Genomic DNA, 22515 nt, shown 5'->3' with positions numbered 1-22515 from the left:
GATCAGGCGACGGCTGTACGACTGGTCGAGTTGCTGGGCGACGGACTGGCCCTCGTCGACACGGGGTCGACCATCGAGCAGGTGAGCGTCGCGCTCGTCGACGCCACTGTCGGTGACCGTCTCCTCGTGCACGCCAAGGAGGCGATCGCCGTGATGGAGGACGGATGAGTCGCGAGGGGGATGTGGCCTCCGGGGGTGTCGAGTCCCTGTACCCCTTCCTCTACGAGGCCGGCACCAGCGTGAGCTCCGTGCTGGAAGAGGTCGCCCGTTCGACCGCAGAGAAGGCCGCCGAGATCGTGGCCCTTCGTGCGACCGTCGCTGAGCGGTACGGAAGCCTGCTCGGCGAATGCGCTGGCCGACTGTCGAGGTCGTTCGCAGGAGGCGGCAGGCTGCTGGCTTTTGGCAATGGCGGGAGCAGCACCGATGCCCAAGACGTGACCCAGACGTTCCTGAGCCCGCCCTCTGGGACAGCGCTCCCCGCCCTTTGCCTGAGCAACGACGTCGCGGTCCTCACCGCTCTTGCCAACGACATCGGCTTCGACGTGGTCTTCGCCCGCCAGATTGCCGCCTTGGGTCGCCCCGGGGACATCGCCCTGGGCATCTCCACCAGCGGCGGCTCCGAGAACGTGCTCGCCGGCTTCGCCGAGGCCCGCCGTCGCGGTCTCGTGACCGTCGGCCTCGCCGGTTACGACGGGGGCAGAATGAGGGATGCCGGCACTGTCGACTACCTGTTCGTGATCCCGTCGTCATCGGTGCACCGCATCCAGGAGGCGCAGACGACCACCTATCACGTGCTGTGGACGCTGACCCAGCAGGCTCTCGGGGAAGGTGGTGTCCACTGATCATGGTGGAGGCGGGCGGTCCTGGAGGCCGCCGGGTACGGTCGCGAATCCTTGTCGATGGGATCGTGCAGGGAGTGGGGTTCCGCCCCTTCGTGCATGCACTGGCGAACGACCTGCAGCTGGCGGGGATGGTCGGCAACGACACCACGGGCGTCTTCGTCGAGGTCGAGGGGAGTCCGGCGGACGTGGCCCGGTTCACCGAGTCGTTGCAGACCCGGGCGCCCCCGCTGGCGCTGGTCGAGCGGGTGAGCGCCGAGCGCGTGGAGCCGACGGGGCAGGTCGGGTTCGCGATCGTGGAGAGTGCGGGCCGCGGTGAGCGGCAGACCCTCATCGCCCCCGACACCGCCACCTGTGAGGACTGCCTGGGCGAGTTGCTCGACCCGGCTGATCGCAGGCATGGCTACGCCTTCATCAACTGCACGAACTGCGGACCACGGTTCACGATCGTGACGGACGTGCCCTACGACCGGCCGTCCACCACCATGGCGGGCTTCGCCATGTGTGCCGAATGCGCCCGTGAGTACGACGATCCTGCGAACCGGCGCTTCCACGCCCAGCCGCTCTGCTGCCCGGTATGCGGACCGACCCTGCGGCTGATCGACCGAGACGGGCGCTCGGTCGACGGCGACCCCTTGGAGGCTGCCGTGGCCCTCCTGCGCCGTGGAACGGTCATTGCCATCAAGGGACTGGGCGGCTACCACCTTGCCGCCGCAGCCGACGACGACGATGCCGTGGCAACCCTGCGCGCTCGCAAGCAGCGGGAGGACAAGCCGTTCGCGGTGATGGTTGCCGACATCGAGCAAGCCCGCGGGCTCTGTCACGTCTGGCCGGCCGAGGAGGCTCTCCTGGCCAGCTCGAGGCGGCCGATCGTGCTGGTCAGCCGCCGGAGCGATGCCGCGATCGCCGCCTCGGTCGCTCCGGGCAACCGGTTCGTGGGCGTGATGCTTCCGTACACCCCCCTGCACCACCTGCTCGCTCGCCAGTTGGGGCGTCCCTTCGTGCTCACCAGCGGCAACGTCTCCGACGAGCCCATCGCCTACACCGACGCTGACGCACTCGAGCGACTGGCGCCGATCGCGGATCACTTCCTGGTCCACGACCGGCCGATCCACACGCGCACCGACGACTCGGTGACGCGGTCCTTTGGTGGCCGCCAGCTGCTGTTGCGTCGCTCTCGGGGCCATGTGCCCCAGCCGCTCACGCTCCCGTGGTCGTTCCCCCGCCCGGTGCTCGCGTGCGGGGCCGAGCTCAAGAACACCTTCTGCGTCGGCAAGGACCGCCGGGCGTTCGTCTCCCATCACATCGGCGACCTCGAGAACTTCGAGACCCTCCGCTCGTTCACCGATGGCATCGATCATTTCTGCCGTCTCTTCGATGTCCGTCCTGATCTCGTGGCCCACGACCTTCACCCGGAGTACCTGTCCACAAAGCACGCCCTGGACCTGGACGGGGTCGAGCTCGAGGGCGTTCAGCACCACCACGCCCACGTGGCCTCCTGCCTGGCTGACAACGGCCAGCGTGGACCTGCCATCGGTGTCGCCTTCGACGGTCTCGGCTATGGGACCGACGGCACCATCTGGGGAGGCGAGCTCCTCGTGGCCGACCTGGCCGGATTCGAACGGGTTGGCCACTTCGAGCCCGTGCCCATGCCAGGAGGCACGGCAGCCATCAGGGAGCCATGGCGCATGGCGGCAGCATCACTCGACCTCTGCGACGAGATCGGAATCCCCGACGATCTCGACGTGGTGCGGAGGAACCGCCGCCGCTGGGATGATGTCGTCCAGCTCGGCCGGGCGCGGGTCAACTCGCCGCTGACATCCAGCGCGGGCCGGCTCTTCGACGCCGTGTCCGCCATCCTGGGCGTGAGGGACACCGTCAACTACGAAGGCCAGGCGGCTGTCGAGCTGGAGCAGCTCGCCGACCCGAACGAGGCGGGCGTCTACCGGGCCGCCATCGGCGGAGACTGGCCCTTCCGTATTGCCGGAGTCGATCTGGTGCGTGCGGTCGTGGATGAACTACGCGCCGGTGAGGACCCCGGGATCATCGCGGCGCGCTTTCACAACGGCGTCGCCGCGACAATCGTCCACGCCTGCGAGGTCATCCGCGCCGAGACCGGGTTGCGGACGGTGGCACTCTCGGGCGGGGTGTTCCAGAACGTCCTGCTGCTCGAGAGGACGGTGGGCGGCCTGGAACGCACCGGGTTCGGTGTGCTCCTCCATTCCCGGGTCCCGCCGAACGACGCCGGCATCAGCCTGGGTCAGGCTGCCGTGGCCGGGGCGAGGGACGCCGACCGCCAGTCCGGTGGGTCAGCAGATGCGGGGAAGAGGGTCGCCCACCAGCACGTCGACGATCCGGGTCCCCCCGAAGGTCGTCTTCAGCAGGACGAGACCGGGCGGATCGTCCTTCACCCGGCCGATGACCGCAGCGCCCGCGCCGAGCGGGTGGGACCGTAGGGCCTCCAGGGCCTGGTCGGCGGCGGCACCGTCCACCACGGCGACCAGCCGCCCCTCGCAGGCGACATAGAGAGGGTCGATGCCAAGGATCTCGCAGGCCCCGGTCACCTCCGGTCGCACCGGTACCGCTTCCTCGTCGAGAACAACGGCGGTGTTCGAGGCCTTCGCGACCTCGTTCAGGATGGTGGCCACTCCGCCCCGGGTGGCGTCGCGCAGGGCGTGCACCTCTGTCGTCGCATCCAGCAGGCGCTCGACCAGGTCGTGCATCGGGGCCGTGTCGGAGCTGACGTCGGCCTCGATCTCCAGCTCACCGCGAGCCAGCATGATGGTGACTCCGTGGTCACCGATGGGGCCGGAGACGATCACCGCGTCACCCGGGCGAGCGCGGGACGCGCCGAGCTGGAGGTCGTGGCGGATCACGCCGATCCCGGCGGTGTTGATGTAGCAACCGTCGGCCTTGCCCCTCTCGACCACCTTGGTGTCGCCGGTCACCACCGCGACGCCGGCCGAGGACGCGGCCTCGCTCATCGATCCGACGATCCGTTCCAGGTCGACAAGCGGGAAGCCTTCCTCCAGGATGAACCCGGCCGACAGGTGGAGGGGCTGCGCCCCCGACATGGCGAGGTCGTTCACCGTCCCGTTCACGGCCAGGTCGCCGATGTCGCCACCGGGAAAGACCAGCGGCGATACGACGAAGGAGTCCGTGGTGAACGCCAGGCGCACGCCGTCGACGACGGGGGTGGCCTGGTCCTCCAGGCCTTCGAGGAGGGGGTTGCGGAAGGCCTCGAGAAACACGGCTTCGATCAGCGTGTGGGTGGCCTTTCCCCCTGAGCCATGGGCAAGCGTGATGCGCTCGTCCTTGACCTTGGCCTTGCGATGTCGGGCCTTGTCGATGCGCTCGAGGACCTGCTGCTCGCGGCTCAGGTGCGCTGCGCCGGCGCGGTGCTCAGCGGGTGCTCCGGGCTCTGTATGAGCGTGCGTTTCCCCGGCGGGCCCATCCTCCGGCCGCTCCTCGGTGGGCGCGTCGGTCCGCTCGGGGCTCACGTCCTGATCGCCTCCTTCACGCGGTCGCGGGAGAATCTCCCGAAGTTGTAGTACGCGGCACAGGCTCCCTCGGAGGACACCATGCAGGTGCCGATCGGTGTCTCTGGTGTGCAGGCGGTCCCGAACACCTTGCACTCCCACGGCTTGATGACGCCCTTCAGCACCTCTCCGCACTGACAGGCCTTGGGGTCGGTCACCCGCACCCCTGGGACCTCGAAGATCCGCTCGGCGTCAAAGGCGGCGTAGCTGTCCCGAACCTTGAGGGCCGAGTGGGAGATGAAACCCAGCCCCCGCCACTCGAAGTAGGGGCGAAGCTCCATCACCTCGCTGATGACGGCGAGCGCCTTGGGGTTCCCCTCCCAGGGCACGACGCGGGAGTACTGGTTCTCCACCTCGGCCCGGCCGCCCGCGAGCTGCTGCATGATCATGTAGACGGACTGCAGGATGTCGAGCGGCTCGAAGCCGGCGCAGACCAGGGGCTTGGCGTGCAGGCGGGCAATGAAGTCGTAGGGCCTGCACCCGATGACGGTGGACACGTGACCGGGCCCGATGAACCCGTCGAGTCGCAGGTCGGGAGAGTCCAGGATGGCCTTGATGGCGGGGATGATGGTGACGTGGTTGCAGAAGATCGAGAAGTTCTCGATTCCCTCCGATGCTGCCCGCAGGACCGTCATCGCTGTTGACGGGGCCGTCGTCTCGAAGCCGATGGCCATGAACACGACCCGCTTGTCGGGATTGTGCCGGGCCACCTTCAGGGCATCCAGCGGCGAGTAGACCATGCGGATGTCGGCGCCCTTCGCCTTCGAGTCGAAGAACGAGCCCCGACCGCCGGGCACCCGCATCATGTCTCCGAAGGTGGTCAGGATGACGTCGGGCTGCTCGGCGATGGCGATGGCATCGTCGACCCTGCCCATTGGGATCACGCAGACCGGGCAACCGGGGCCGTGGACGAGCGTGATGCTCTCGGGCAGGTAGTCGTCGATGCCGTGCTTGTAGATCGTGTGGGTGTGGCCGCCGCAGACCTCCATCAGCTTGTAGTGGCGAGCCGGCTCGCACAGGGCGGTGATCTGGGCGGCCAGCGCCTGTGCCTTCTCGGCGTCTCGGAACTCATCGACGAAGCGCACGGGTTGTCACCTCCTTGTCGGGTTGATCACGACGGGATGCGGGCGCCGAAGCCAGTGGCGAGCGGTCATGGTCCGTCGATCCCGGACTCCTGGAGGGCCCGCAACTCGTCGTCGTAGGCCTGGCCGATCCCCTCAAGGAACTCGAGTGCGGCCCTCGCTTCATCCTCGTCGATCTTGGACATGGCAAAGCCGACGTGGATGAGCACCCAGTCGCCGGGCGACACCACCTCGTTCTCCAGGAGGCCCACGTTGATGGAGCGTCGCACCCCGCTCACGTCGACGGTGGCCAGGTCGGGCTGGTCGGGAAGGAGCTCTACCACCTCACCGGGTATGCCCAGGCACATCGGCACTCCTTTCCACCCGCAGTGGTGCATCGACCTCTATCGACTCGAGGATCAGCTCGTCGCCGCCGCTGAGCTCGAGATCTGTCGCCCCGCAGCCCGCGCAGGCCACGGGCGGCTCGGCCGACTCGGTCGTCAGCCCGCACGACGCGCACGTGCCGCGCACCGGGAGCACGACCAGGTGGAGCTCCGCCCCCTCGGCGAGGGTGCCCTCGGAGGCCAGGGCGAACGCCTGGTCCATTGCCGGCTCGACCACACGGTGCAGCGTGCCGACGCGGACCGTGAAGGCCGACACCCGTCGTCCGGCGGCCCGACGTTCGACCGTATCGAGAATTGCCTCGCACATCCCGAGCTCGTGCATGATCAGCTCACCCCTCTGCCTCGGCGACCACGTGGACCCGGACCGTCACATCCGGATGAACCTTGAGCATGAGGAACTTGGGCGGCTCGATATCGAAGTCCCGGACGTCGAAAGTCTGCTCTCCGTCGATCACCAGTGTCCTGCCGTCGTTGACCTCCACCGTGACCTCCCCGTGCTCGCGCTGGGTGACGCCGTGGAACTTGAGCTCGCCGGCCACGTGATAGCGGTCCGAGGAGTCCAGCTCCCGCATCTCCTTGACCTCTCCGACGATGGTGGGAAACCGGCGTGCGGAGATGCGGCGCAACATCTCCCCGTCGTACAGGGCGTTCCCTGACTTGAGCCGCTCCACGTCCAGCTCGAGGCGGATGCGCGGAGGGACCGACAGGTCGAGTCGTCCGTCCAGCAGCTGGACGTCCATCTCGCCGTGCAGGCCGTCCGCCTCTCCGTGGATCGGGTGCACGCTCGAGCGGGACTCGGTCCAGACGTGGGACCGGCCCGGGTCGATGCGGAACCGTGTCATACCACCCACCGCTTCGCTCCAGCATCCCGCGCTACATGTTCCTGATCCTCAGGTACCTCGCCAGGTCGGGGAGGCTCTGCACCACCACCACAGCCGCCCCGATCAGCAGCGAGGCCGTGAACAAGCGACGTAGCATGTTCAACTCTCCCTTCTCGCTCTGGCACCACCAGACGATCCTGATGCCGACGCGACCGGGTCCGCGCTCGCCCGCTCGTCTTCGAGCAGCGCCAGCACCACCCGGACAGCCTCGCCGACCGCCCCGCGGACAGGCGGGCTGAGCCCGATTCCCTCATCGACGTCAGCGGGCTCACATCCAACGACGAGCACCCGGGTAGCCACCCCGAGCGCCCCGACCATCTCGAGGACCGAGCCGGGCTCCATGGCGTGCGCGTCAGCCAGCGCGCTTGCGATCGCGGCCGGCTGATCCGTCGGGCCGTCTCGGGTCTCGTCCCGATCGGCCTCCATGACAAAGACCGTCCCCGGCTCCTCGCCGCGGGGGCAGGCGTCCACGAGGATGGCGGTCTTGTATCCCTCCAGGAGCTCGTAGGCGAGGTGTATGCCGCCGATACCGAAGTCGGTGAGCGTGACCTCGTCAGGGAGAGCCTCGCTTGCCAGGCGCCTGGCCACCTCCGAGCCGAAGCCGTCGTCGCCGAGGAAGATGTTGCCCACCCCGGCCACCAGCACCCGGTCGTTCACGAGTCCCCCCCGACCGGCTCGACCTCATCCGGTCGGAAGTAGAGGAACCGGCCGTGAGCCTGTTGGAGGTCGGCACCGGGGTCGTCCTCGAGGGTCACGGCGAGATAGGTCTCGTCCTCGACGTCGGAGAAGACAGCCTCGACCTTGGCCAGTCGGCCTTCCAGAAAGAGATCTTGGGCATCAGCCCGTCGTGCCCCCGGGCGGAGCCGTACGCGGCTGCCGCCACACACGGCGGCACCGCTGATCCACACCATGTCGGACTCGGGCGAGACCGATTCGTCCCTGCCGGGATCCCACCAGGGCACACCGGTCGACGCCTCCGTCCCGGCGGAAGGACTCGATGCCTCGGTCCCTCCGCTCGTCCCCCGTAGGTAGCGAATGGCGCCGTGCAGGCGGTCCATCATCTCCGGAGGCATGGCGTCGACCCGGTCGATCAGCTGCGCCGCCCGGGCATCGGTCGCTCGGGCCTCCCGCTTCTCCTCCTCGGTGAGAGCCATCGTCCGAAGGCTCAGGATCTCGTCGATCTCGGTGCCGTCGAAGAGCTCTCCGGGACTCTCAGGTGCGATCTGGGGGTAGTCGTACAGGATGATCGGCGACGACAGCATCACGTCCTTCGCACCCTCGTCGCCGACGAGCACCGGCCAGGTATGAAGGTTGGCGCAGGACTCGACATCGCCTCGAGCCCACTCGGGAGGCTCGAGACACGAGATGAACGACGCGTCCTCGAGGGACAGCAGGCTGTGAACGGCCGCCAGAGAGCGCAAGAGAGCCTCGTCCCGGGTGGCCGCCGGATCATGCCACTCGGTCACGTTCTCGACCCGCAGGCGGACCTTGAGCGCGCCGAACGGGCCTCCGGCGGGCTGAGCGCTCAGGCGCAGCCGCCCCGAGAGCGGCTGGCGGCGCCGCACGATACGTCCCACTTGCCGGCCTCCGGCGCTGACGGGCTCGGCATCGACACCGCTCGGAACCTCGAAGGGCACCACCACTTCGTCGACGAGGGCATCGAGGATCGACGCCGAGGCGCGGACCTCGTGCTCGACCCCCTCGTCCCAGCTCACCAGGACGGAGCCGTCGACCTCCAACGACTCGACGGGCCGGAACGCGCCGGCCCCGACCTCCTCCTCGACGGTCCGGGCCTGCACCTGGATGAACCGCAGGTCGACCTGGAGCACCGGATCGTCACCCGGCTCGAGGAGGCATTCCGTCTGGTTGGCCCACGGCTCGGAACAGCTCTCCTCGCCGTGGGGCCGCGGGACGAGCACACCGAACTGCCACCGGAGCCGGTTCTTCTGTGCCGACGCCCGGTACGGATAGAGCACGTAGCCCTCGTAGAGGACCGCGTCGGCAACCCTGCGGGCCATGTCGAGGCTCATGGTCGGCCCTCGTCGGCCTGCTTGAGCAGCATCTCCAGGGCGTCGTCCCAGGTGGGCAGGGCCATCCTCGACTTGAACCCCTGCAGGGAGTCGAGGGTCTCCCGCCTCATCCGGATCCAGGCGCTGTTTGGGAAGTAGAGGTCCATCACCTCGCGCCACACCCGCACGGGCAGGCGGTAGGAGGTCTCCTTCTCCCACGGCACCGGCTCGACCGAGAAGCCGCTCGGGGCCCTGAGGAAGACCGTGCCACTGAAGAGCAGCAGGAGCGGTACCTCGCCATGGTCCAGGGCGTGGAAGTACTTGCTGGCCGCCACGTCGAAGTCGTAGGTGCACGGCACCGGCATCTCGACATTCGTGGTTCCCTGGAACTCCGGGACCATGAGGGAGACGTTGGTGAACTGCAGTGGCTTCAGCGTGTCGCCCCACCGCGGTCGCTCCCCGAAGAGGTCGGACAGGCGCTCGGCCTCCGTGTCGCTGTACTCGCGGCGCTGGGGCTGGATGCGGATCTGGCACCGGAGCACGACGGCGTGGACACGCTCTCCCGTCGTCTCCGCCACGCGGAGCTTGAACTGGATCGTGGGCGCCGCCGCGAAGCGCTCTGGCCGGGCGTCGATGCACTCGAAGACGAGGTCACTCATCTCCGTCTGCCCCTACGGTGCGGCTTCGCTCCCGCAGGGTGGAGAAGAAGCTGTCGATCTCTTCCCAGACCTCCGAACCCCCGTCGAAGCCCTTCCAGCGGATCCGCACCCGGCCGACGAGCTCGTAGGAGGCGTCGATAGGGGCGAGGTAGCACTCGACGCGATCGCCTGTTCGGCGGAGCAGTAGCGCTTCCACATCGGGGGCTATGGAGCCAAAGGAGGGGTTGGCCTCCATCACCTGCTGCCACGTCTCCAGCGGCAGCAGGGACTCGGTCGCCCCGGCAGGGCTCGGATAGAAGGCGACGAACCGTCCGAGAGAGGAGTTGAGGAAGAAGAACGCCATCCCGACCGGGATCTGGAGCTCGTCCCACTGCCGCTCGCTGAGCGCGAGCGATGCGTCGTAAAGATGGCGGTCGGGAACGGCCCTGTACTTGCCCCCGGCCGCGCCCTCGTGAGTGAACAACAAGTTGCAGGCCGTGCAGGTGCAGAGCAGATTTCTCGACTCGAGGTTGACGACGTGACGGTGGTCGCCGCCCAGCGCCTCGTCACACATCTCGCAGTGCTCGCCGGCACGTCTCGGGGGCGCGGCCTCGCGGAAGCGCCGCAGGTCCGGGGCAGACCTCATGGCCCCACCGCAGTCGGCCGCGTGCCGTCGCCTCCGCGATGCGCCGCCCCGTCTCGGGGCTTGGGCCGCAGCGATGCGGCCGGGATGAACACGGAGGGGGGCGGCTGCTGGGGTGGCCCCTCGACCTCGATCCCGCTCACTTCGGGAGCTGCCTCCTCGATGCCATGCTCGAGCGCCAGCCTGGCGGCGGCCGAGAGCGGGGAGCCGTCACAACCCGGCCCAAGGTGGAGGTGGGCGACCCCCGAGTCGTCGAGACCGGCCAGGTCGACACCTGCGCCCAAGCCGAGATCGGGGCCCAGACGGTCGAGGACGGCCTGCACCCGATCCTCGGTGGGCACCGGGTGCAGGCCGTGGAGGACGAGGAGGCTGGCGACGAGCTCGTCGGAGGCCAGTCGGTCGAGCAGGGCGCGTCCGGCTGCCCCGTCCCCGCCCACCATGTCGACGACCCGCTCCAAGGCGCCCCCGTACAGCTCCACCAGCAGGCGCACCACCTCCTCAGCGCGGTCCCGCACCGAGGCGTCGGCCGCCTTCAGGAGCTCCTGGAGCAGCTCCTCGATCCGTGCTCCCACCTCACGGAGGTCGGGCGGGTCGGACATCGGTCCTCGTCGAGCGGACACCCCGAGCCCGGACTACGGCGTGTTCATCATGGTGGGCGAATGGAGCTTCTTCAACACCTTGCCCTTGCCGAGGAACATGTGGACCCCACACGGCAGGCAGGGGTCGAAGCTCCGAACGGCGCGCATGATGTCGATTCCCTTGAAGTTCTCCGGCTTGTTCTCCTCGAAGATCGGGGTGTTCTGGACGGCATCCTCGTATGGCCCGGGTGTCCCGTAGACGTCGCGAACGCTCCCGTTCCACGGCGTCGGGGGGTACGGGTGATAGTTGGCGATCTTGCCGCCCCGGATCACCATGTGGTGGGACAGGACGCCGCGCACGGCTTCGGTGAAGCCGCAGCTGATGGCCTCCTCCGGTACCTTGAACGGCTCCCAGGTCTTGGTGTTGCCAGCGCGCACCTCGCCCAGCGCCTTCTCCACGAAGTGAAGGGCACAGGCGGCGGCGTAGGCCTGGAAATAGGTGCGGGCCCGGTCTCGCTCGATGGCGTTGCTCCACTGGGGGATCTTCCACTCGAACCTGGCCTCGGGCTTGGTCATCGTCTTGGGCAGGTTGATGACCACGCTGTTGCCGGTCGCCTTCACGTAACCGATGTCGACCAGCCCGGAGAGGGCCGTCGACCACAGGCGGGCGATCGGACCGCCACCGGTGTCGAGGGCGAGATGGTCCTTGCCGTCGAACCAACGAGGTGACATCACCCAGCTGTACTTGTCGTCGAAGTCCCGCTTCTGGGGCTTGGGGATCGTGTGCTGGTTCCAGGGGTGACGACGGTCTACGGGGTTGCCCAGCGGGTCGCGGTTGACGAACATCTCCTGGTCCCCCCAATCCTCGTAGTACGAGCTGCCGAGGAGGATCCGGATGCCGAGGTTGATGTCGACGAGGTCGTTGGTCACCAGCTTGCCGTCCACGACCACGCCGGGGGTCACGAACATCCGCCGTCCCCAATCGGTCATGTCGCGGTACTGGAAGTTGCAGTACTCGGGATCGTTGAGGCTGCCCCAGCAGCCGAGGAGCACACGCCGCTGGCCGACCTTCTCGTACCCGGGGAGGGCCTCGTAGAAGAAGTCGAAGAGATCGTCGTGCATCGGCACCGCACGCTTCATGAACTCGACGTACCGCATCAACCGGGTCAGGTAGTCGGTGAACAGCTGGACGGTGGCGACCGTTCCCACGCCGCCGGGGTACAGCGTCGACGGGTGGACGTGCCTGCCCTCCATCAGACAGAACATCTCCCGTGTCTCGCGGCTCACCTGCAGCGCTTCGCGGTAGAACTCGCCCGCGAGGGGGTTGAGCGACCGCATGATGTCTCCGATGGTGCGGTAGCCGTGGTCGCCCGCGTGGGGTGACGCGGTGCGGTTGGCCATGTCCAGGACGCCCGGATTCGTCTCCTTGACCATCCGCTCACAGAAGTCGACCCCCACCAGGTTCTCCTGGAAGATGTTGTGGTCGAACATGTACTCGGCGGACTCACCGAGGTTGACGATCCACTCTCCGAGATGCGGTGGGCGTACGCCGTAGGCCATGTTCTGGTTGTAGCAGGAGCAGGTGGCGTGGTTGTCGCCGCAGATGCCGCAGATCCGGCTGGTGATGAAGTGGGCGTCTCTCGGGTCCTTGTCCTTCATGAAGATGCTGTAGCCGCGGAAGATCGACGACGTGCTGTAGCACTCGGCGACCTCCTTCTTGCTGAAGTCGATCTTCGTATAGATGCCGAGGCTGCCGACGATCCTCGTGATCGGATCCCATGACATCTCCACGAGCCCGGTGCGAGCCTCGTCGGTCTTCTCTCCCCGCAGCTTCGTGGCCATCTTCCTCATGCCTCCCTTGGGCGCCCTGTTGGCTGGGTTCGGTCGGTCCTGTCCGCGTTCCTCGGTTCTCCTCGTCGGCTCACCACGGCGGGCGGTAGCCGGTCGTCAGCTCGCGCCCTCGCTTGCGCCACTTGGGCTCCTCGTCGACGGTCTTCTCGGTGACGCCGCGAAGGGTGCGGATGAGCTTGCCGTAGATGGAGCTGGCGGTCGATGAGACGTGGGCGCCAGGGGGTTCGTCCATGAAGGGCATGAACTTGTCCGGAAAGCCGGGCATCGTGCATGCGATGCAGATGCCGCCCACGTTCGGGCACCCGCCGATGCCGTTGATCCATCCCCGCTTGGGGACGTTGCATTTGACGACCGGCCCCCAGCAGCCGAGCTTCACCAGGCAGGTCGGCGAGTCGTAACCGGTGGCGAACTGACCCTGCTCGTAGTAACCGGCGCGGTCGCAGCCCTCGTGCACGGTGGCGCCGAACAGCCAGCGCGGCCGGAGCGCCTCGTCAAGGGGGATCATCGGAGCCTGTCCGGCCGCCTGGTACAGGAGATAGAGGATCGTCTCCGAGAGGTTGTCCGGGTGGGTCGGGCACCCGGGCACACAGACGATCGGGAGGCCGGCCTTGGACTTCCAGTCCCATCCCAGATAGTCGGGCACACCCATGGCGCCGGTCGGGTTGCCGGCCATGGCGTGGATCCCGCCGTAGGTGGCACACGTACCGGCGGCCAGGATGGCCAGCGCCTTGGGAGCCAGCCGGTCGATCCACTCGCTCGTCGTCATGGGCTGGCCCGTAGCCGGGTTGTTGCCGAACCCGCACCAGTAGCCCTCTGACTTGATGGACTCGTTGGGGATGGACCCCTCCACGACCAGCACGAATGGCTCCAGCTCGCCGCGGTCCGCCTTGTGGAACCACTCGATGAAGTTGTCTGCGCCCTGCTCCGGCCCGCACTCGAAGTCGATCAGGGGCCAGTGCACCGCGACCTTGGGCAGCCCGGGGAGCGCACCGAGCGCGATCTCCTCGATCGTCGGCTGGGTCGCCGAGGTCAGGGCGACCGAGTCGCCGTCACAGCTCAGCCCGGCGTTGATCCACAGCAGATGGACCACGGTCTCATCGGGTGGGGCTTCTACCGTCGTCACTCCGCACCTCCCGCGCTCAGCCGACACTGACTGCAGACCACCGCGTGGCCGCCACCGCGGACGCGCCCGGCTCGGCGGAAGTCTGGAAGTTGATCTAATGCTGTCGGCAGGCGCAGTCAATGGGTGCGTTCGGTACCCATTGGGCCGGGAGCGGAGTGCGGGACGACCCGCCGGACCCGAGCCCGGTCAGGCGCCGCGCGAGGGAGGATCCATGCCGGCCACGGGGTTCCGCAGGCGGCCGAGGAGGTCGGTGACCGTCTGGGGCCGTTGGGTCTCGGGAGCGAGCGATTCGCCCAGCTCCTGGAGGGCATGGCTCAGGTACGACCGCAACGCCGAGACGAGGGCCTCGAACTCCTCGGAGTCCCGCAGGACCCGGATGGACGCCGCCACCTCCTCGAGCCCCTCGGTACCAGCTCTGGCGCCGAGGGCGTACCCCACGGCGAAGGCGACGAGGATTCCCACGGCCGTCAGATCGCCAATCCGGCCTCGACGTGCAGGTGCACCTTCACGTCGGGATAGATCTTGAGCAGCGGCATCGTCGGGAGTGACATGGCGAAGTCCCGGACGTCGACGGTCTGTTCGCCCGTCACGATCATCGTGCCCTCATCGAGCAGGGCCGCGGTCACGGCGCCACCAAGGCGCCGGGTCACGCCGTGGAACGTCACGTCGCCTTCGAGCTGGTATCGGTTGCCGTCTCCCATGCGAGAAACCTGATGGAGGTCGACAACCGCGGTCGGGAACCGGCGGGCGTCGGCTCTGCTGAGGAGCTCGGCATCGTAGAGGGCGTTGCCCGAGCTGAGCTGCTCGAGCGAGACCTCCAGCCACGCCGTGGGAGAGCTGTCCACGGCGACGAGCCCGTCGAGGAGCTCGGCGTCGATCCAACCCCGCACCCCCGTCGTCCCGAAGGCAATCGGCCCGATGCTGGACCTGGCCTCGATCACCACGGCCGAACGGTCGTTGATGACGTCGAAACGGTGCCGCTCCCCGGCTGGACCGACCTCGGCCGGATGCCCGAAGCCGTTGACCGATTCGTCTGATGTGTCCGGCGACGTTCGCTCCACCGACTCGCCAGGCACCGTCTTGACGACGGCCAGCCTGTGGGCATTGCAGTACCAGTACTTCTCGAGCACAAGATCCAGGCTGGCCCGTTCCTGGGCGATCACCGACATCCAGGCCTCGAGGGCTTGCTGGCCTTCTGCCGTAAGGGCGTACACGTGACGGGCCGAACCCGCTGTTGGTGGCTCGAGCCAGGAGCGGACCAGACCGTCACGCTCGAGCTCGGCGAGCGCCCGGTAGACCTGGGGGCGCTCGACTGGACCGAACCCAAGGGCCGTGAGCGGCTCGATCAGCCGATAGCCGTGGCGTGGCTTCTCGGCAAGGAGGAGGAGGATGGCGGGATACAGAAAGTGCCGCGGCGGCACCAGCGTGAACTGGCAACGGGTGGGTGGCAGACGATCAGGGCCCGCTGCGTCTTCGGCTGTTCGACGGCTCGCCGTCGCCATCGCTGCTTTTCATAGCTGGAACAGGCCGGAGGTGTCAATGGTCGGGTGGCTCTGACGTCGTATCTTCGACGGCGCCGACCTGGGGGCTAACCCGTCTCGGCATCGAGCGCAGTGAGCAGCGCCTTCATCCAGGGCCCCAAGTCTGCGGGGGTTCGGGCCGAGATCAGGTTTCCGTCGACCACCGTCGCCTCGTCGACCCAGTCGACCCCCGCGTTGACCATGTCGTCGCGAATGGCATCGACGCTCGTCGCCCGCCGACCCTTGACCACCTGGGCCGAGATCGGGACCCAGCCGGCATGGCAGATGAAGGCGATCGGCTTCGCCGCGGTGTCGAAGCTGCGCACCAGCTCGAGGACGGCCTCTGAGCGACGGAGCTTGTCGGGCGCGTAACCGCCGGGAATGATCAGCGCGTCGAAGCCGTCACAGCTGACATCGTTCACCGTGGCGTCGACGGGCACGGGTCCGTGGCCCTTCTTGCCGGTGACCGGGTGATCGTCGAGCCCGGCGGTCGTGACGTCCACGCCCTCCTCGGCGAGCCGGTACAACGGATAGAGCAGCTCCATGTCCTCGAAGAGATCGGCGGCGAGCAGCAGGACCGTCTTGTCTGAGAGAGCCATGGTCCGACCTTACAGATGCAATGACAGCTTCGTTCGTTGCTCATCTGAAGGTAACCATTTCGCCACCCCAGCCTTCTAGGGTGACGAGCGGTCGCCCCGACCAGGCCAGTCACGGAGAGGAGAGGCGTAACCATGGACACACCGGTGCAGGAGTCCACGCAGGCCGCTCGCAGCGCAGCCCGACGCTCCCTGATGCCCGCGGGAGACGGCCAGGGCCCGTCCAACGGCGAGGTCAAGCTCACCGACCAGATCGTCCTCTCGACCGCCGCCCTGGCGACCGAGGGGATGGATGTCGCCCGCACGGCGATGACCGGTGTCGTGCAGGCCGTCGACACCATCGTCCTGGCCACGTTGGACACGGCCGAGTCGTTCGTGAAGTCGAGCCCGGTCGAGCCGATGGCGGCACCGACGATCGACGTGGCCCGGCAGGTGTGGAGCACGAGCACGGCCACGTTGAACGAGGTCCTGGCCCAGGTCTGAGCGGACTCGACCCGTAGGGCGGGACAGGCTGGCTCAGTCCGCCCCGACCCGGATCCGTACGTCACGGGCGGGAAGCGCCTCGATGAGGAACGTCGCGGCGCGCCGGAGGAACGGATAGGCGTCGGCGCCGCACGGCTCCTCGTCGAGCTCCCCGGCCGCGAGCAGGAAGGCGTCGAGCCCAGCCCAGGAATCGACCAGGGCCTTGGTCACGTTCGTCGGCAGCGTCGAGTCCATCGCCGCCGTGCCCAGGGCCTGGCTGGCGGCCGCGAGGAGCCGCTGCGCTCTGAGGAGGTCGCCCCCATGGTCACCGCCGGGGTCGTAGGCCAGGAGGTGGCGTCGGGCCCAGATGGCGTGTGAACGGGCCCGTTCGATGAGCTCGATGCTCTCGGAAGAGGGGGGAGAGCTCATCATGCGCCGCTTGGCAGGGTCTCGAGCCGCCGGGCCACGTTCACGGCATGATCGCCGAGCCGCTCCATGAAGCGGGCGACGAGGCCCATCTCGATGGCGGTTGCCACGGGAAGCGCGGTCGTCGCCAGCTCGACGGTCAGCGTCACGTGGAGGTCGTCGAGCTCGTCGTCCCAGCGGCGGAGGCGCTCGGCCATCGTCCGGTCGCGCTGGAGGTAGGCCGAGGAGGCGGCCCTCCACATCATCGTCGCCCGATGGCCCATGCGCTCCACGAGGTCACGGCTCGTCGGCGTGAGGGACCGGGCCAGGCCCTGCCTGGCCCGCCACCGGATGTGGTCGACCAGATCCCCGCTGCGCTCGAGCTCGGGCACGATCTGGAGGATCACCAGCAGGCGCGCCAGTCGCGGCTCCGACGGGGGCGTGCGGGACACCACCTCGGCTCGGATCAGGTCTTCCACAGAGTGGAAGACGGCATCGACCTCCTCCTCCTCGGCCACCAGCAGCGCGGCGGCCTGGCGGGCACTGGCCAAGAACGCGGTCGTCGCCCCCGTGATGCCCTCGGCCACCAGACTGAACAGGCGAATGACCTGGCCGTCGAGGGCGTCGATATCGCTCGCAGGTTCGACCAAGGTGGTCTGATGAAGCCCCGACTGCTCGCCGGATACTTGGCCAAGCACGGTCATGGCGGCGCCCTCCCTCGGGTAGACGAATCGTGAGGGTAGGCGGGGCGCCCTGTGTGCATCCAGGGCACAACTTGTGGATTTGCCGTGGGTATCGCGACACGGAGCGCCTCGGGCGGAGATGCTTCACCCAGCCGAAAGCTCCTGTTCACCACGGGTTCGGACCGGAGGCGGCGATGTCGGCGGTAACGGCCCTGGTGGCCCGGGGCTACCGTTGATCCGTGCGCGTCGCCCAGGTGTGCCCGTACAGCTTGACGATCCCCGGTGGCGTGCAGGGCCAGGTGTTGGGTCTGGCGCGCGCCTTGCGGTCACAGGGCCACCAGGTGCGGGTGCTGGCGCCGTGCGATGGGCCACCGCCCGACGGCGGGGTGGCGCCGCTCGGCCGGTCGATCCCGCTGGCGGGCAACGGCTCGGTGGCGCCGCTGGCGCCCGACCTGCCCTGCGCGCTGCGAACGATTCGGACGCTCCGCGACGAGGACTTCGACGTGGTGCACCTGCACGAGCCGCTCGCCCCGGGTCCGGCCCTGACGACCCTTCTGTACAGCGACCGGCCCATGGTCGGCACGTTCCATCGTTCGGGCGCCAGCTTGGCGTACTCGGTGCTGCGTCCGCTGGTCCGGACCGCCGTGGCCTTTCTGGCCTGGCGCTGCGCCGTGTCGGCGGACGCCCAGGCGACGGCGCAGGCGGCCCTCGGCGGCGTCTACGAGCCGGTGTTCAACGGGATCGAGACGGAGCGGTTCGCCAAGGCCACGGCGTGGCCGACGGCTGGTCCCACGATCGTCTTCATCGGCCGCCACGAGCCCCGGAAGGGAGTCGAGACCCTGCTGGCGGCCTTCAGCCGGCTCCCGCCCGACACCCGCCTGTGGATGGTGGGTGAGGGCCCACAGACCGCGGAGCTGCGCCAGCGGACGCTCGCCGACACCCGGATCGAGTGGCTGGGGCGGATCGGCGACTCGGAGGTGGCCTCCCGGCTCCGGGGCGCAGAGGTCTTCTGCGCACCCTCGCTGCACGGGGAGTCCTTCGGAGTGGTGCTGCTGGAGGCGATGGCAGCACACACGGCCATCGTGGCCAGCGACCTTCCCGCCTACCGCAAGGTCACTGGCGACGGTCGCGACGCCCTGCTGGTGCCACCCGGTGACGTGGACGCGCTCGCTGCTGCGCTGCGCCTTGCCCTGCAGGATCGCGGGCTGGCGGAGCGGCTGGCCATCGCCGGCGAGGCGAGAGCCGGCGGTTTCGCCATGGACAGGCTGGCCGAGCGATACGTGCAGATCTACACCGAGATCATGCGCCAACCGGCCCGAGTCGACGCCCGAGGCCGCCCGTATGCCGGCCGGGCCATGCCGGATCGATGAAGGGTCAGGGAGCGACGCTGTCGAGAAAGCCGTCGAGCGGGCCCGAGGCGCCGGGACGGGCTGCGATCGCCGCCAACCACAGGCGAGCCGTGCTGCTCGCCGCGTTGCCGGCCCTCGTTGTCTTCGCGGCCGGCGTGGCGATCGCAGGTGCCCTCGTGTCCGTGGTCGTCGGTCTCGTCCTCGGCGCTGTCGCCGGAGCAGGCACCGGGTTGGCTATCTGGTGGGGGGGAGCGGCGGCGGCCGTCCGCTTGACGGGTGCGCGAGTGGTGGGGGTCGACGAGCAGCCGAGGGCGCACAACCTCATCGACGGGTTGTGCGCCGCGTCCGGGATCCCGAAGCCGACGCTGCGTATCGTCGACGACCGGGTCCCCAACGCGATGGCCGTCGGGGTCCACCCTCGGCGGGCGACCATCGTGGTCACGACCGGCCTCGTGTCGTCGCTGGCGCGGATCGAGCTGGAGGCGGTGCTGGCCCACGAGCTCAGCCACGTCAAGACCGGTGACATCCTCCCCGGCACCGTGGCCGTCCCATCTCTGGGGGCGGTGGCTGTCCTGTTCCCCGCCGCCGCCCGCCTGCCCTTCTGGGGCGCAGGGGACCAGCGCGAACCGCTCGCCGACCTCGCCGCCGTCGACCTGACCCGCTATCCGCCTGGGCTGATCTCGGCGCTGCAAAAGATTGCCGACCACCCTCGCCGGTCCGGCCGCTCCCGGCGGGCACGCGCCAGGGCAACCGATCATCTCTGGATCTTCGCTCAGGGACGCCCGCTCGACGAGCGCCTCCAGGCGCTGCGGGAGCTCTGAGCGGGGCCGACGGCCAGTACACTGACGGGTGTGGGCGAGAACGCACCAGTGAGCGGGCCAGCGACGGCGCGGGGAGCCGTGGACGCGCGAGTGACGGCGACCAGCCGGGTGAAGCGCGGCCTGGCGGAGATGCTGCGGGGCGGCGTCATCATGGATGTCGTCGACGCCGAGCAGGCCAAGGTGGCCGAGAGCGCCGGTGCCGTGTCCGTCATGGCGCTCGAGAGGGTGCCGGCCGACATCCGTCGTGACGGTGGGGTCGCCCGCATGAGCGATCCCGCGCTCGTCGAGGCCATCCAGGGCGCCGTGACCATCCCGGTGATGGCGAAGGCGCGCATCGGCCACTTCGTCGAGGCGCAGATCCTGGAGGCCCTCGGTGTCGACTACGTGGACGAGAGCGAGGTGCTGACGCCGGCCGACGAGGCTCACCACGTCGACAAGTGGGCGTTCTCGGTGCCCTTCGTCTGTGGCGCGACGAACCTCGGGGAGGCCCTGCGCCGCATCTCGGAGGGGGCTGCCCTCATCCGTTCGAAGGGCGAGGCGGGGACGGGCAACGTCGTCGAGGCGGTGCGCCATCTGCGGTCCATCCTCGGCGATATCCGCCGCGTCACCCAGGCCGACCCGGCCGAGCTGTACGGATGGGCCAAGCAGCTCCAGGCCCCTGTCGCCCTCGTGCAGGAGATCGCGGAGACGGGACGGCTTCCGGTGCCGCTTTTTTGTGCGGGCGGGCTGGCGACTCCGGCTGACGCCGCGCTGGTCATGCAGCTTGGTGCGGAGGCCGTCTTCGTGGGGTCTGGCATCTTCAAGAGCTCGGACCCCGCCCGGCGAGCCCGGGCGATCGTCGAGGCGACCACGCATTTCCGCCGACCCGACATCCTGGCCCAGGTCAGCCGCAATCTCGGCGAGCCAATGCCTGGCAGCGAGATCGACGGCCTCGAGGTGCGGCTGTCCGAGCGAGGCTGGTGACCGGATGAACGAACGGGTGCCGCCAGGTGAAGGTCGGGGTCCTCGCGCTGCAGGGCGACGTCCGGGAGCACGCCGGGGTCCTGTCTGACCTCGGAGCCGACCCGATCGAGGTCCGGTCTCCCCAGGAGCTGGCTGGTATCGACGCCCTGATCCTCCCTGGCGGGGAGTCGACCACGATGTCGATGCTGCTGGAGTCGTCAGGACTGTTCGCTCCCATCGCTGACCGTTTGGCGGAGGGCATGCCGGCCTTCGGCACCTGCGCGGGCATGATCCTCCTTGCCACGGAGGTCCTGGACGGGCGGCGCGACCAGCGCTGCTTCGGGGCCATCGACCTGTCGGTCCGCAGGAATGCCTTCGGCCGTCAGGTCGAGTCCTTCGAGAGCGATCTCGAGGTGAGCAAGATGACGGGCGGACCCATGCGAGCGGTGTTCATCCGGGCTCCCGTCGTCGAGCGCACCGGCCCCGGCGTCGAGGTCCTCGCTAGCGTGGCGCGCCCGGTGGGCGAGGCCGGCCCGGGAGGCCGGTCCGTGGGCGAGGCCGGCCCCGAGACGCAGCCGGTCGTGTGCCGCCACGGGAGCGTGCTGGTCGCCGCGTTCCATCCCGAGCTGGCGGGCGACTGGCGCCTGCACGAGCTCTTCCTGTCGAGCGTCGGCTCCACCACCGGCCGCCAGGTCCAGTAGGAGGGTTGCCATGTCCGGTCATTCGAAATGGGCGACCATCAAGCACCGCAAGGGCGCTCAGGACAAGGCGCGGGGGAAGCTGTTCGCCAAGATCCTCCGCCAGGTCGAGGTGGCGGCGCGGGAGGGCGGGGGAGACGTCAGCTCCAATGCGACGCTGCGGACCATGTTCGGCAAGGCGCGGGATGCGTCGGTACCGACCGACACCATCGAGCGCGCCATCAAGCGGGGGACCGGCGAGCTCGAAGGTGTCCGGTACGAGTCGGTCACCTACGAGGGCTACGCGCCGGGCGGCGTGGCCGTCATCGTCGAGTGCCTGACCGACAACCGCAACCGCACGGGCGCCGACGTCCGCAGCACCTTCACCCGCAACGGCGGGTCGATGGCTGAGCCCGGTGCGGTGTCGTGGCAGTTCGAGCGCAAAGGCGTGGTGATCATGCCGAAGACGGTCGCGGAGGACGACCTCATGCTGGCGGCCCTCGAGGCGGGGGCGGAGGACCTCTCCGACGAGGGCGACACCTGGCAGATCACCTGTCCCCCGACAGAGCTCGGGCGCCTGCGAGCCGCCCTGGACGAGGCCGGTTTCGCCTACGACTCCGCTGATCTCACCATGCTGCCCACCCAGACGGTGCCCCTCGCCACCGAGTCCGACGCCCGGCGGGTGCTACGGGTCATCGATGGGCTCGAGGAGGATGACGACGTGCAGAACGTCTACTCCAACTTCGACATCCCGGACTCCATCCTGGAGCTCGTCGAGGCCTAGTCGCCGAGGGTCTGGTCGCCGGAAGGAGCCGCCTCGGGACCGTTGTCCCGTTTCACCTTTGGTCGAAAAGGGTCGCGGCTGCTGCGAGCGCATCGCCCACTTTCGACAAAAGGTGGAACGAGCGGAACCTGCCGGTCGCGCCCGGCGTCGGCGCGAGGGTGCCCTATCCCGGCTGGGCGACGGCGGCATGGGCGCCGAGGTCCGAGAGCGGGCCGGCGCTGGCGAGGCGCAGGAGCAGGTCGTGAAGCGTCCTCCGCTCCCGCTCGTCGAGCTCGGCGAACATCTCGTCGCGCAGGGCTGCGGCCACCTCCTGGGCTCGGGTGCGCACGGAACGTCCCGTCGCGGTGAGGTGGATGGCATAGCGGCGGCGGTCCGTCGGGTCGCGCCGGCGCTCGAGGAGCCCGGCCGACTCGCAGTCGTCGATGACGGCCACCATGGAGCTCGGGTGGATCCGCAGCCGGTCGGCCAGGTCCTGCTGGGCGACCCCGTCGTGGGCGCCGAGCACGGTGATCACGGCGAACTGGCGGGGATCGAGGCCGAGGGGCTCCATGGCCCGAGCGAAGCGGCGGCTGGTGGCCAGGCCGAGCTTGGACAGGAGAAACCCAGTGTGCTGCGCCAGCTCAGCGGGCACGCCGCCGATGAGTGGCTGGGTGACCCGCTTCTCGCCGGCAGCCGAAGCCCCCATGTGCCACACGTTACAGCGCGGCGAT

At 68.9% G+C, this 22515-nt stretch carries 25 protein-coding genes and 1 pseudogene; 8 read left to right on the top strand and 18 right to left on the bottom strand.

Features of this window, described 5'->3' with window-relative positions; translation table 11 throughout:
* The first annotated feature begins 164 nt into the window (after positions 1 to 164).
* Positions 165 to 842 (top strand): SIS domain-containing protein, encoded by a 678-nt coding sequence (locus VH112_12785; protein ID HEX4541109.1) that lies wholly within the window; start codon positions 165 to 167, stop codon positions 840 to 842.
* Between the two features lie 2 nt (positions 843 to 844).
* Positions 845 to 3100 (top strand): annotated as a pseudogene (gene hypF / locus VH112_12780) (carbamoyltransferase HypF).
* Between the two features lie 48 nt (positions 3101 to 3148).
* On the opposite strand, the gene hypE reads toward hypF, so the two are convergent.
* The 15 genes from hypE to VH112_12705 all read right to left on the bottom strand — a co-directional run bounded on the left by hypE (position 3149) and on the right by VH112_12705 (position 15685).
* Positions 3149 to 4339: a hydrogenase expression/formation protein HypE gene (gene hypE / locus VH112_12775; protein HEX4541108.1), complete on the bottom strand. Its 1191-nt coding sequence runs from the start codon at positions 4337 to 4339 to the stop codon at positions 3149 to 3151.
* The gene (hypD, locus tag VH112_12770) at positions 4336 to 5463 is read right to left on the bottom strand and encodes a hydrogenase formation protein HypD (protein HEX4541107.1); all 1128 of its coding nucleotides are present in this window, start codon (positions 5461 to 5463) and stop codon (positions 4336 to 4338) included. The genes hypE and hypD overlap by 4 nt, the downstream gene beginning before the upstream one ends.
* 65 nt (positions 5464 to 5528) lie before the next feature.
* Positions 5529 to 5807: a HypC/HybG/HupF family hydrogenase formation chaperone gene (locus VH112_12765; GenBank protein ID HEX4541106.1), complete on the bottom strand. Its 279-nt coding sequence runs from the start codon at positions 5805 to 5807 to the stop codon at positions 5529 to 5531.
* Positions 5785 to 6165, bottom strand: coding sequence for a hydrogenase maturation nickel metallochaperone HypA (locus VH112_12760; GenBank protein ID HEX4541105.1), 381 nt, complete (start codon positions 6163 to 6165; stop codon positions 5785 to 5787). The genes VH112_12765 and VH112_12760 overlap by 23 nt, the downstream gene beginning before the upstream one ends.
* A gap of 7 nt (positions 6166 to 6172) precedes the next feature.
* The gene (locus tag VH112_12755; GenBank protein ID HEX4541104.1) at positions 6173 to 6685 is read right to left on the bottom strand and encodes a YceI family protein; all 513 of its coding nucleotides are present in this window, start codon (positions 6683 to 6685) and stop codon (positions 6173 to 6175) included.
* Positions 6686 to 6823: 138 nt separating this feature from the next.
* Positions 6824 to 7381 carry a hydrogenase maturation protease gene (locus tag VH112_12750; protein HEX4541103.1) on the bottom strand — a complete coding sequence of 186 codons (558 nt, stop codon included), beginning with the start codon at positions 7379 to 7381 and terminating at the stop codon, positions 6824 to 6826.
* The gene (locus VH112_12745) at positions 7378 to 8754 is read right to left on the bottom strand and encodes a hypothetical protein (protein HEX4541102.1); all 1377 of its coding nucleotides are present in this window, start codon (positions 8752 to 8754) and stop codon (positions 7378 to 7380) included. Before VH112_12745 ends, VH112_12750 begins: the two co-directional genes overlap by 4 nt.
* A complete protein-coding gene (locus VH112_12740) occupies positions 8751 to 9392 on the bottom strand; it encodes a DUF6084 family protein (protein ID HEX4541101.1) in 642 nt (213 codons plus the stop codon). The genes VH112_12745 and VH112_12740 overlap by 4 nt, the downstream gene beginning before the upstream one ends.
* Positions 9385 to 10017: a DUF5947 family protein gene (locus VH112_12735; protein HEX4541100.1), complete on the bottom strand. Its 633-nt coding sequence runs from the start codon at positions 10015 to 10017 to the stop codon at positions 9385 to 9387. The genes VH112_12740 and VH112_12735 overlap by 8 nt, the downstream gene beginning before the upstream one ends.
* Positions 10014 to 10613 carry a hypothetical protein gene (locus VH112_12730; GenBank protein ID HEX4541099.1) on the bottom strand — a complete coding sequence of 200 codons (600 nt, stop codon included), beginning with the start codon at positions 10611 to 10613 and terminating at the stop codon, positions 10014 to 10016. The genes VH112_12735 and VH112_12730 overlap by 4 nt, the downstream gene beginning before the upstream one ends.
* 33 nt (positions 10614 to 10646) lie before the next feature.
* A complete protein-coding gene (locus VH112_12725) occupies positions 10647 to 12434 on the bottom strand; it encodes a nickel-dependent hydrogenase large subunit (GenBank protein ID HEX4541098.1) in 1788 nt (595 codons plus the stop codon).
* A 79-nt stretch (positions 12435 to 12513) separates the two neighbouring features.
* Positions 12514 to 13566, bottom strand: coding sequence for a hypothetical protein (locus VH112_12720; protein HEX4541097.1), 1053 nt, complete (start codon positions 13564 to 13566; stop codon positions 12514 to 12516).
* A gap of 186 nt (positions 13567 to 13752) precedes the next feature.
* Positions 13753 to 14028 (bottom strand): hypothetical protein, encoded by a 276-nt coding sequence (locus VH112_12715; GenBank protein HEX4541096.1) that lies wholly within the window; start codon positions 14026 to 14028, stop codon positions 13753 to 13755.
* Between the two features lie 5 nt (positions 14029 to 14033).
* Positions 14034 to 14987, bottom strand: a complete 954-nt coding sequence (locus VH112_12710; GenBank protein HEX4541095.1) for a helix-turn-helix transcriptional regulator — start codon at positions 14985 to 14987, stop codon at positions 14034 to 14036.
* Positions 14988 to 15154: 167 nt separating this feature from the next.
* Complete coding sequence (locus tag VH112_12705; GenBank protein HEX4541094.1) at positions 15155 to 15685, bottom strand: type 1 glutamine amidotransferase domain-containing protein; 531 nt, start codon at positions 15683 to 15685, stop codon at positions 15155 to 15157.
* A 132-nt stretch (positions 15686 to 15817) separates the two neighbouring features.
* Between VH112_12705 and VH112_12700 the strand changes: the two genes are divergently transcribed.
* The gene (locus VH112_12700; GenBank protein HEX4541093.1) at positions 15818 to 16165 is read left to right on the top strand and encodes a hypothetical protein; all 348 of its coding nucleotides are present in this window, start codon (positions 15818 to 15820) and stop codon (positions 16163 to 16165) included.
* A gap of 33 nt (positions 16166 to 16198) precedes the next feature.
* On the opposite strand, the gene VH112_12695 is transcribed toward VH112_12700, so the two are convergent.
* Positions 16199 to 16573 (bottom strand): hypothetical protein, encoded by a 375-nt coding sequence (locus VH112_12695; GenBank protein HEX4541092.1) that lies wholly within the window; start codon positions 16571 to 16573, stop codon positions 16199 to 16201.
* Entirely contained in the window at positions 16573 to 17253 is a 681-nt protein-coding gene (locus VH112_12690) for a PhoU domain-containing protein (protein ID HEX4541091.1), read from the bottom strand. Before VH112_12690 ends, VH112_12695 begins: the two co-directional genes overlap by 1 nt.
* Positions 17254 to 17471: 218 nt before the next feature.
* On the opposite strand from VH112_12690, the gene VH112_12685 reads away from it, so the two are divergent.
* From VH112_12685 to VH112_12665, 5 genes are all read left to right on the top strand, one after another.
* A complete protein-coding gene (locus tag VH112_12685) occupies positions 17472 to 18602 on the top strand; it encodes a glycosyltransferase family 4 protein (GenBank protein ID HEX4541090.1) in 1131 nt (376 codons plus the stop codon).
* The gene (locus VH112_12680) at positions 18599 to 19402 is read left to right on the top strand and encodes a M48 family metalloprotease (GenBank protein HEX4541089.1); all 804 of its coding nucleotides are present in this window, start codon (positions 18599 to 18601) and stop codon (positions 19400 to 19402) included. The genes VH112_12685 and VH112_12680 overlap by 4 nt, the downstream gene beginning before the upstream one ends.
* A 78-nt stretch (positions 19403 to 19480) precedes the next feature.
* A complete protein-coding gene (gene pdxS, locus VH112_12675) occupies positions 19481 to 20365 on the top strand; it encodes a pyridoxal 5'-phosphate synthase lyase subunit PdxS (protein HEX4541088.1) in 885 nt (294 codons plus the stop codon).
* A 26-nt stretch (positions 20366 to 20391) separates the two neighbouring features.
* Positions 20392 to 21045: a pyridoxal 5'-phosphate synthase glutaminase subunit PdxT gene (pdxT, locus tag VH112_12670; protein HEX4541087.1), complete on the top strand. Its 654-nt coding sequence runs from the start codon at positions 20392 to 20394 to the stop codon at positions 21043 to 21045.
* Positions 21046 to 21055: 10 nt separating this feature from the next.
* Positions 21056 to 21805 (top strand): YebC/PmpR family DNA-binding transcriptional regulator, encoded by a 750-nt coding sequence (locus VH112_12665; protein ID HEX4541086.1) that lies wholly within the window; start codon positions 21056 to 21058, stop codon positions 21803 to 21805.
* A 163-nt stretch (positions 21806 to 21968) separates the two neighbouring features.
* Here VH112_12665 and VH112_12660 read toward each other — a convergent pair whose 3' ends face one another.
* Positions 21969 to 22490: a MarR family winged helix-turn-helix transcriptional regulator gene (locus VH112_12660; GenBank protein HEX4541085.1), complete on the bottom strand. Its 522-nt coding sequence runs from the start codon at positions 22488 to 22490 to the stop codon at positions 21969 to 21971.
* Between the last annotated feature and the right edge of the window lie 25 nt (positions 22491 to 22515).

This window comes from Acidimicrobiales bacterium (genome assembly GCA_036270875.1).
GTDB lineage: Bacteria > Actinomycetota > Acidimicrobiia > Acidimicrobiales > AC-9 > AC-9.
This window is presented reverse-complemented; position numbering and strand designations above follow the sequence as displayed.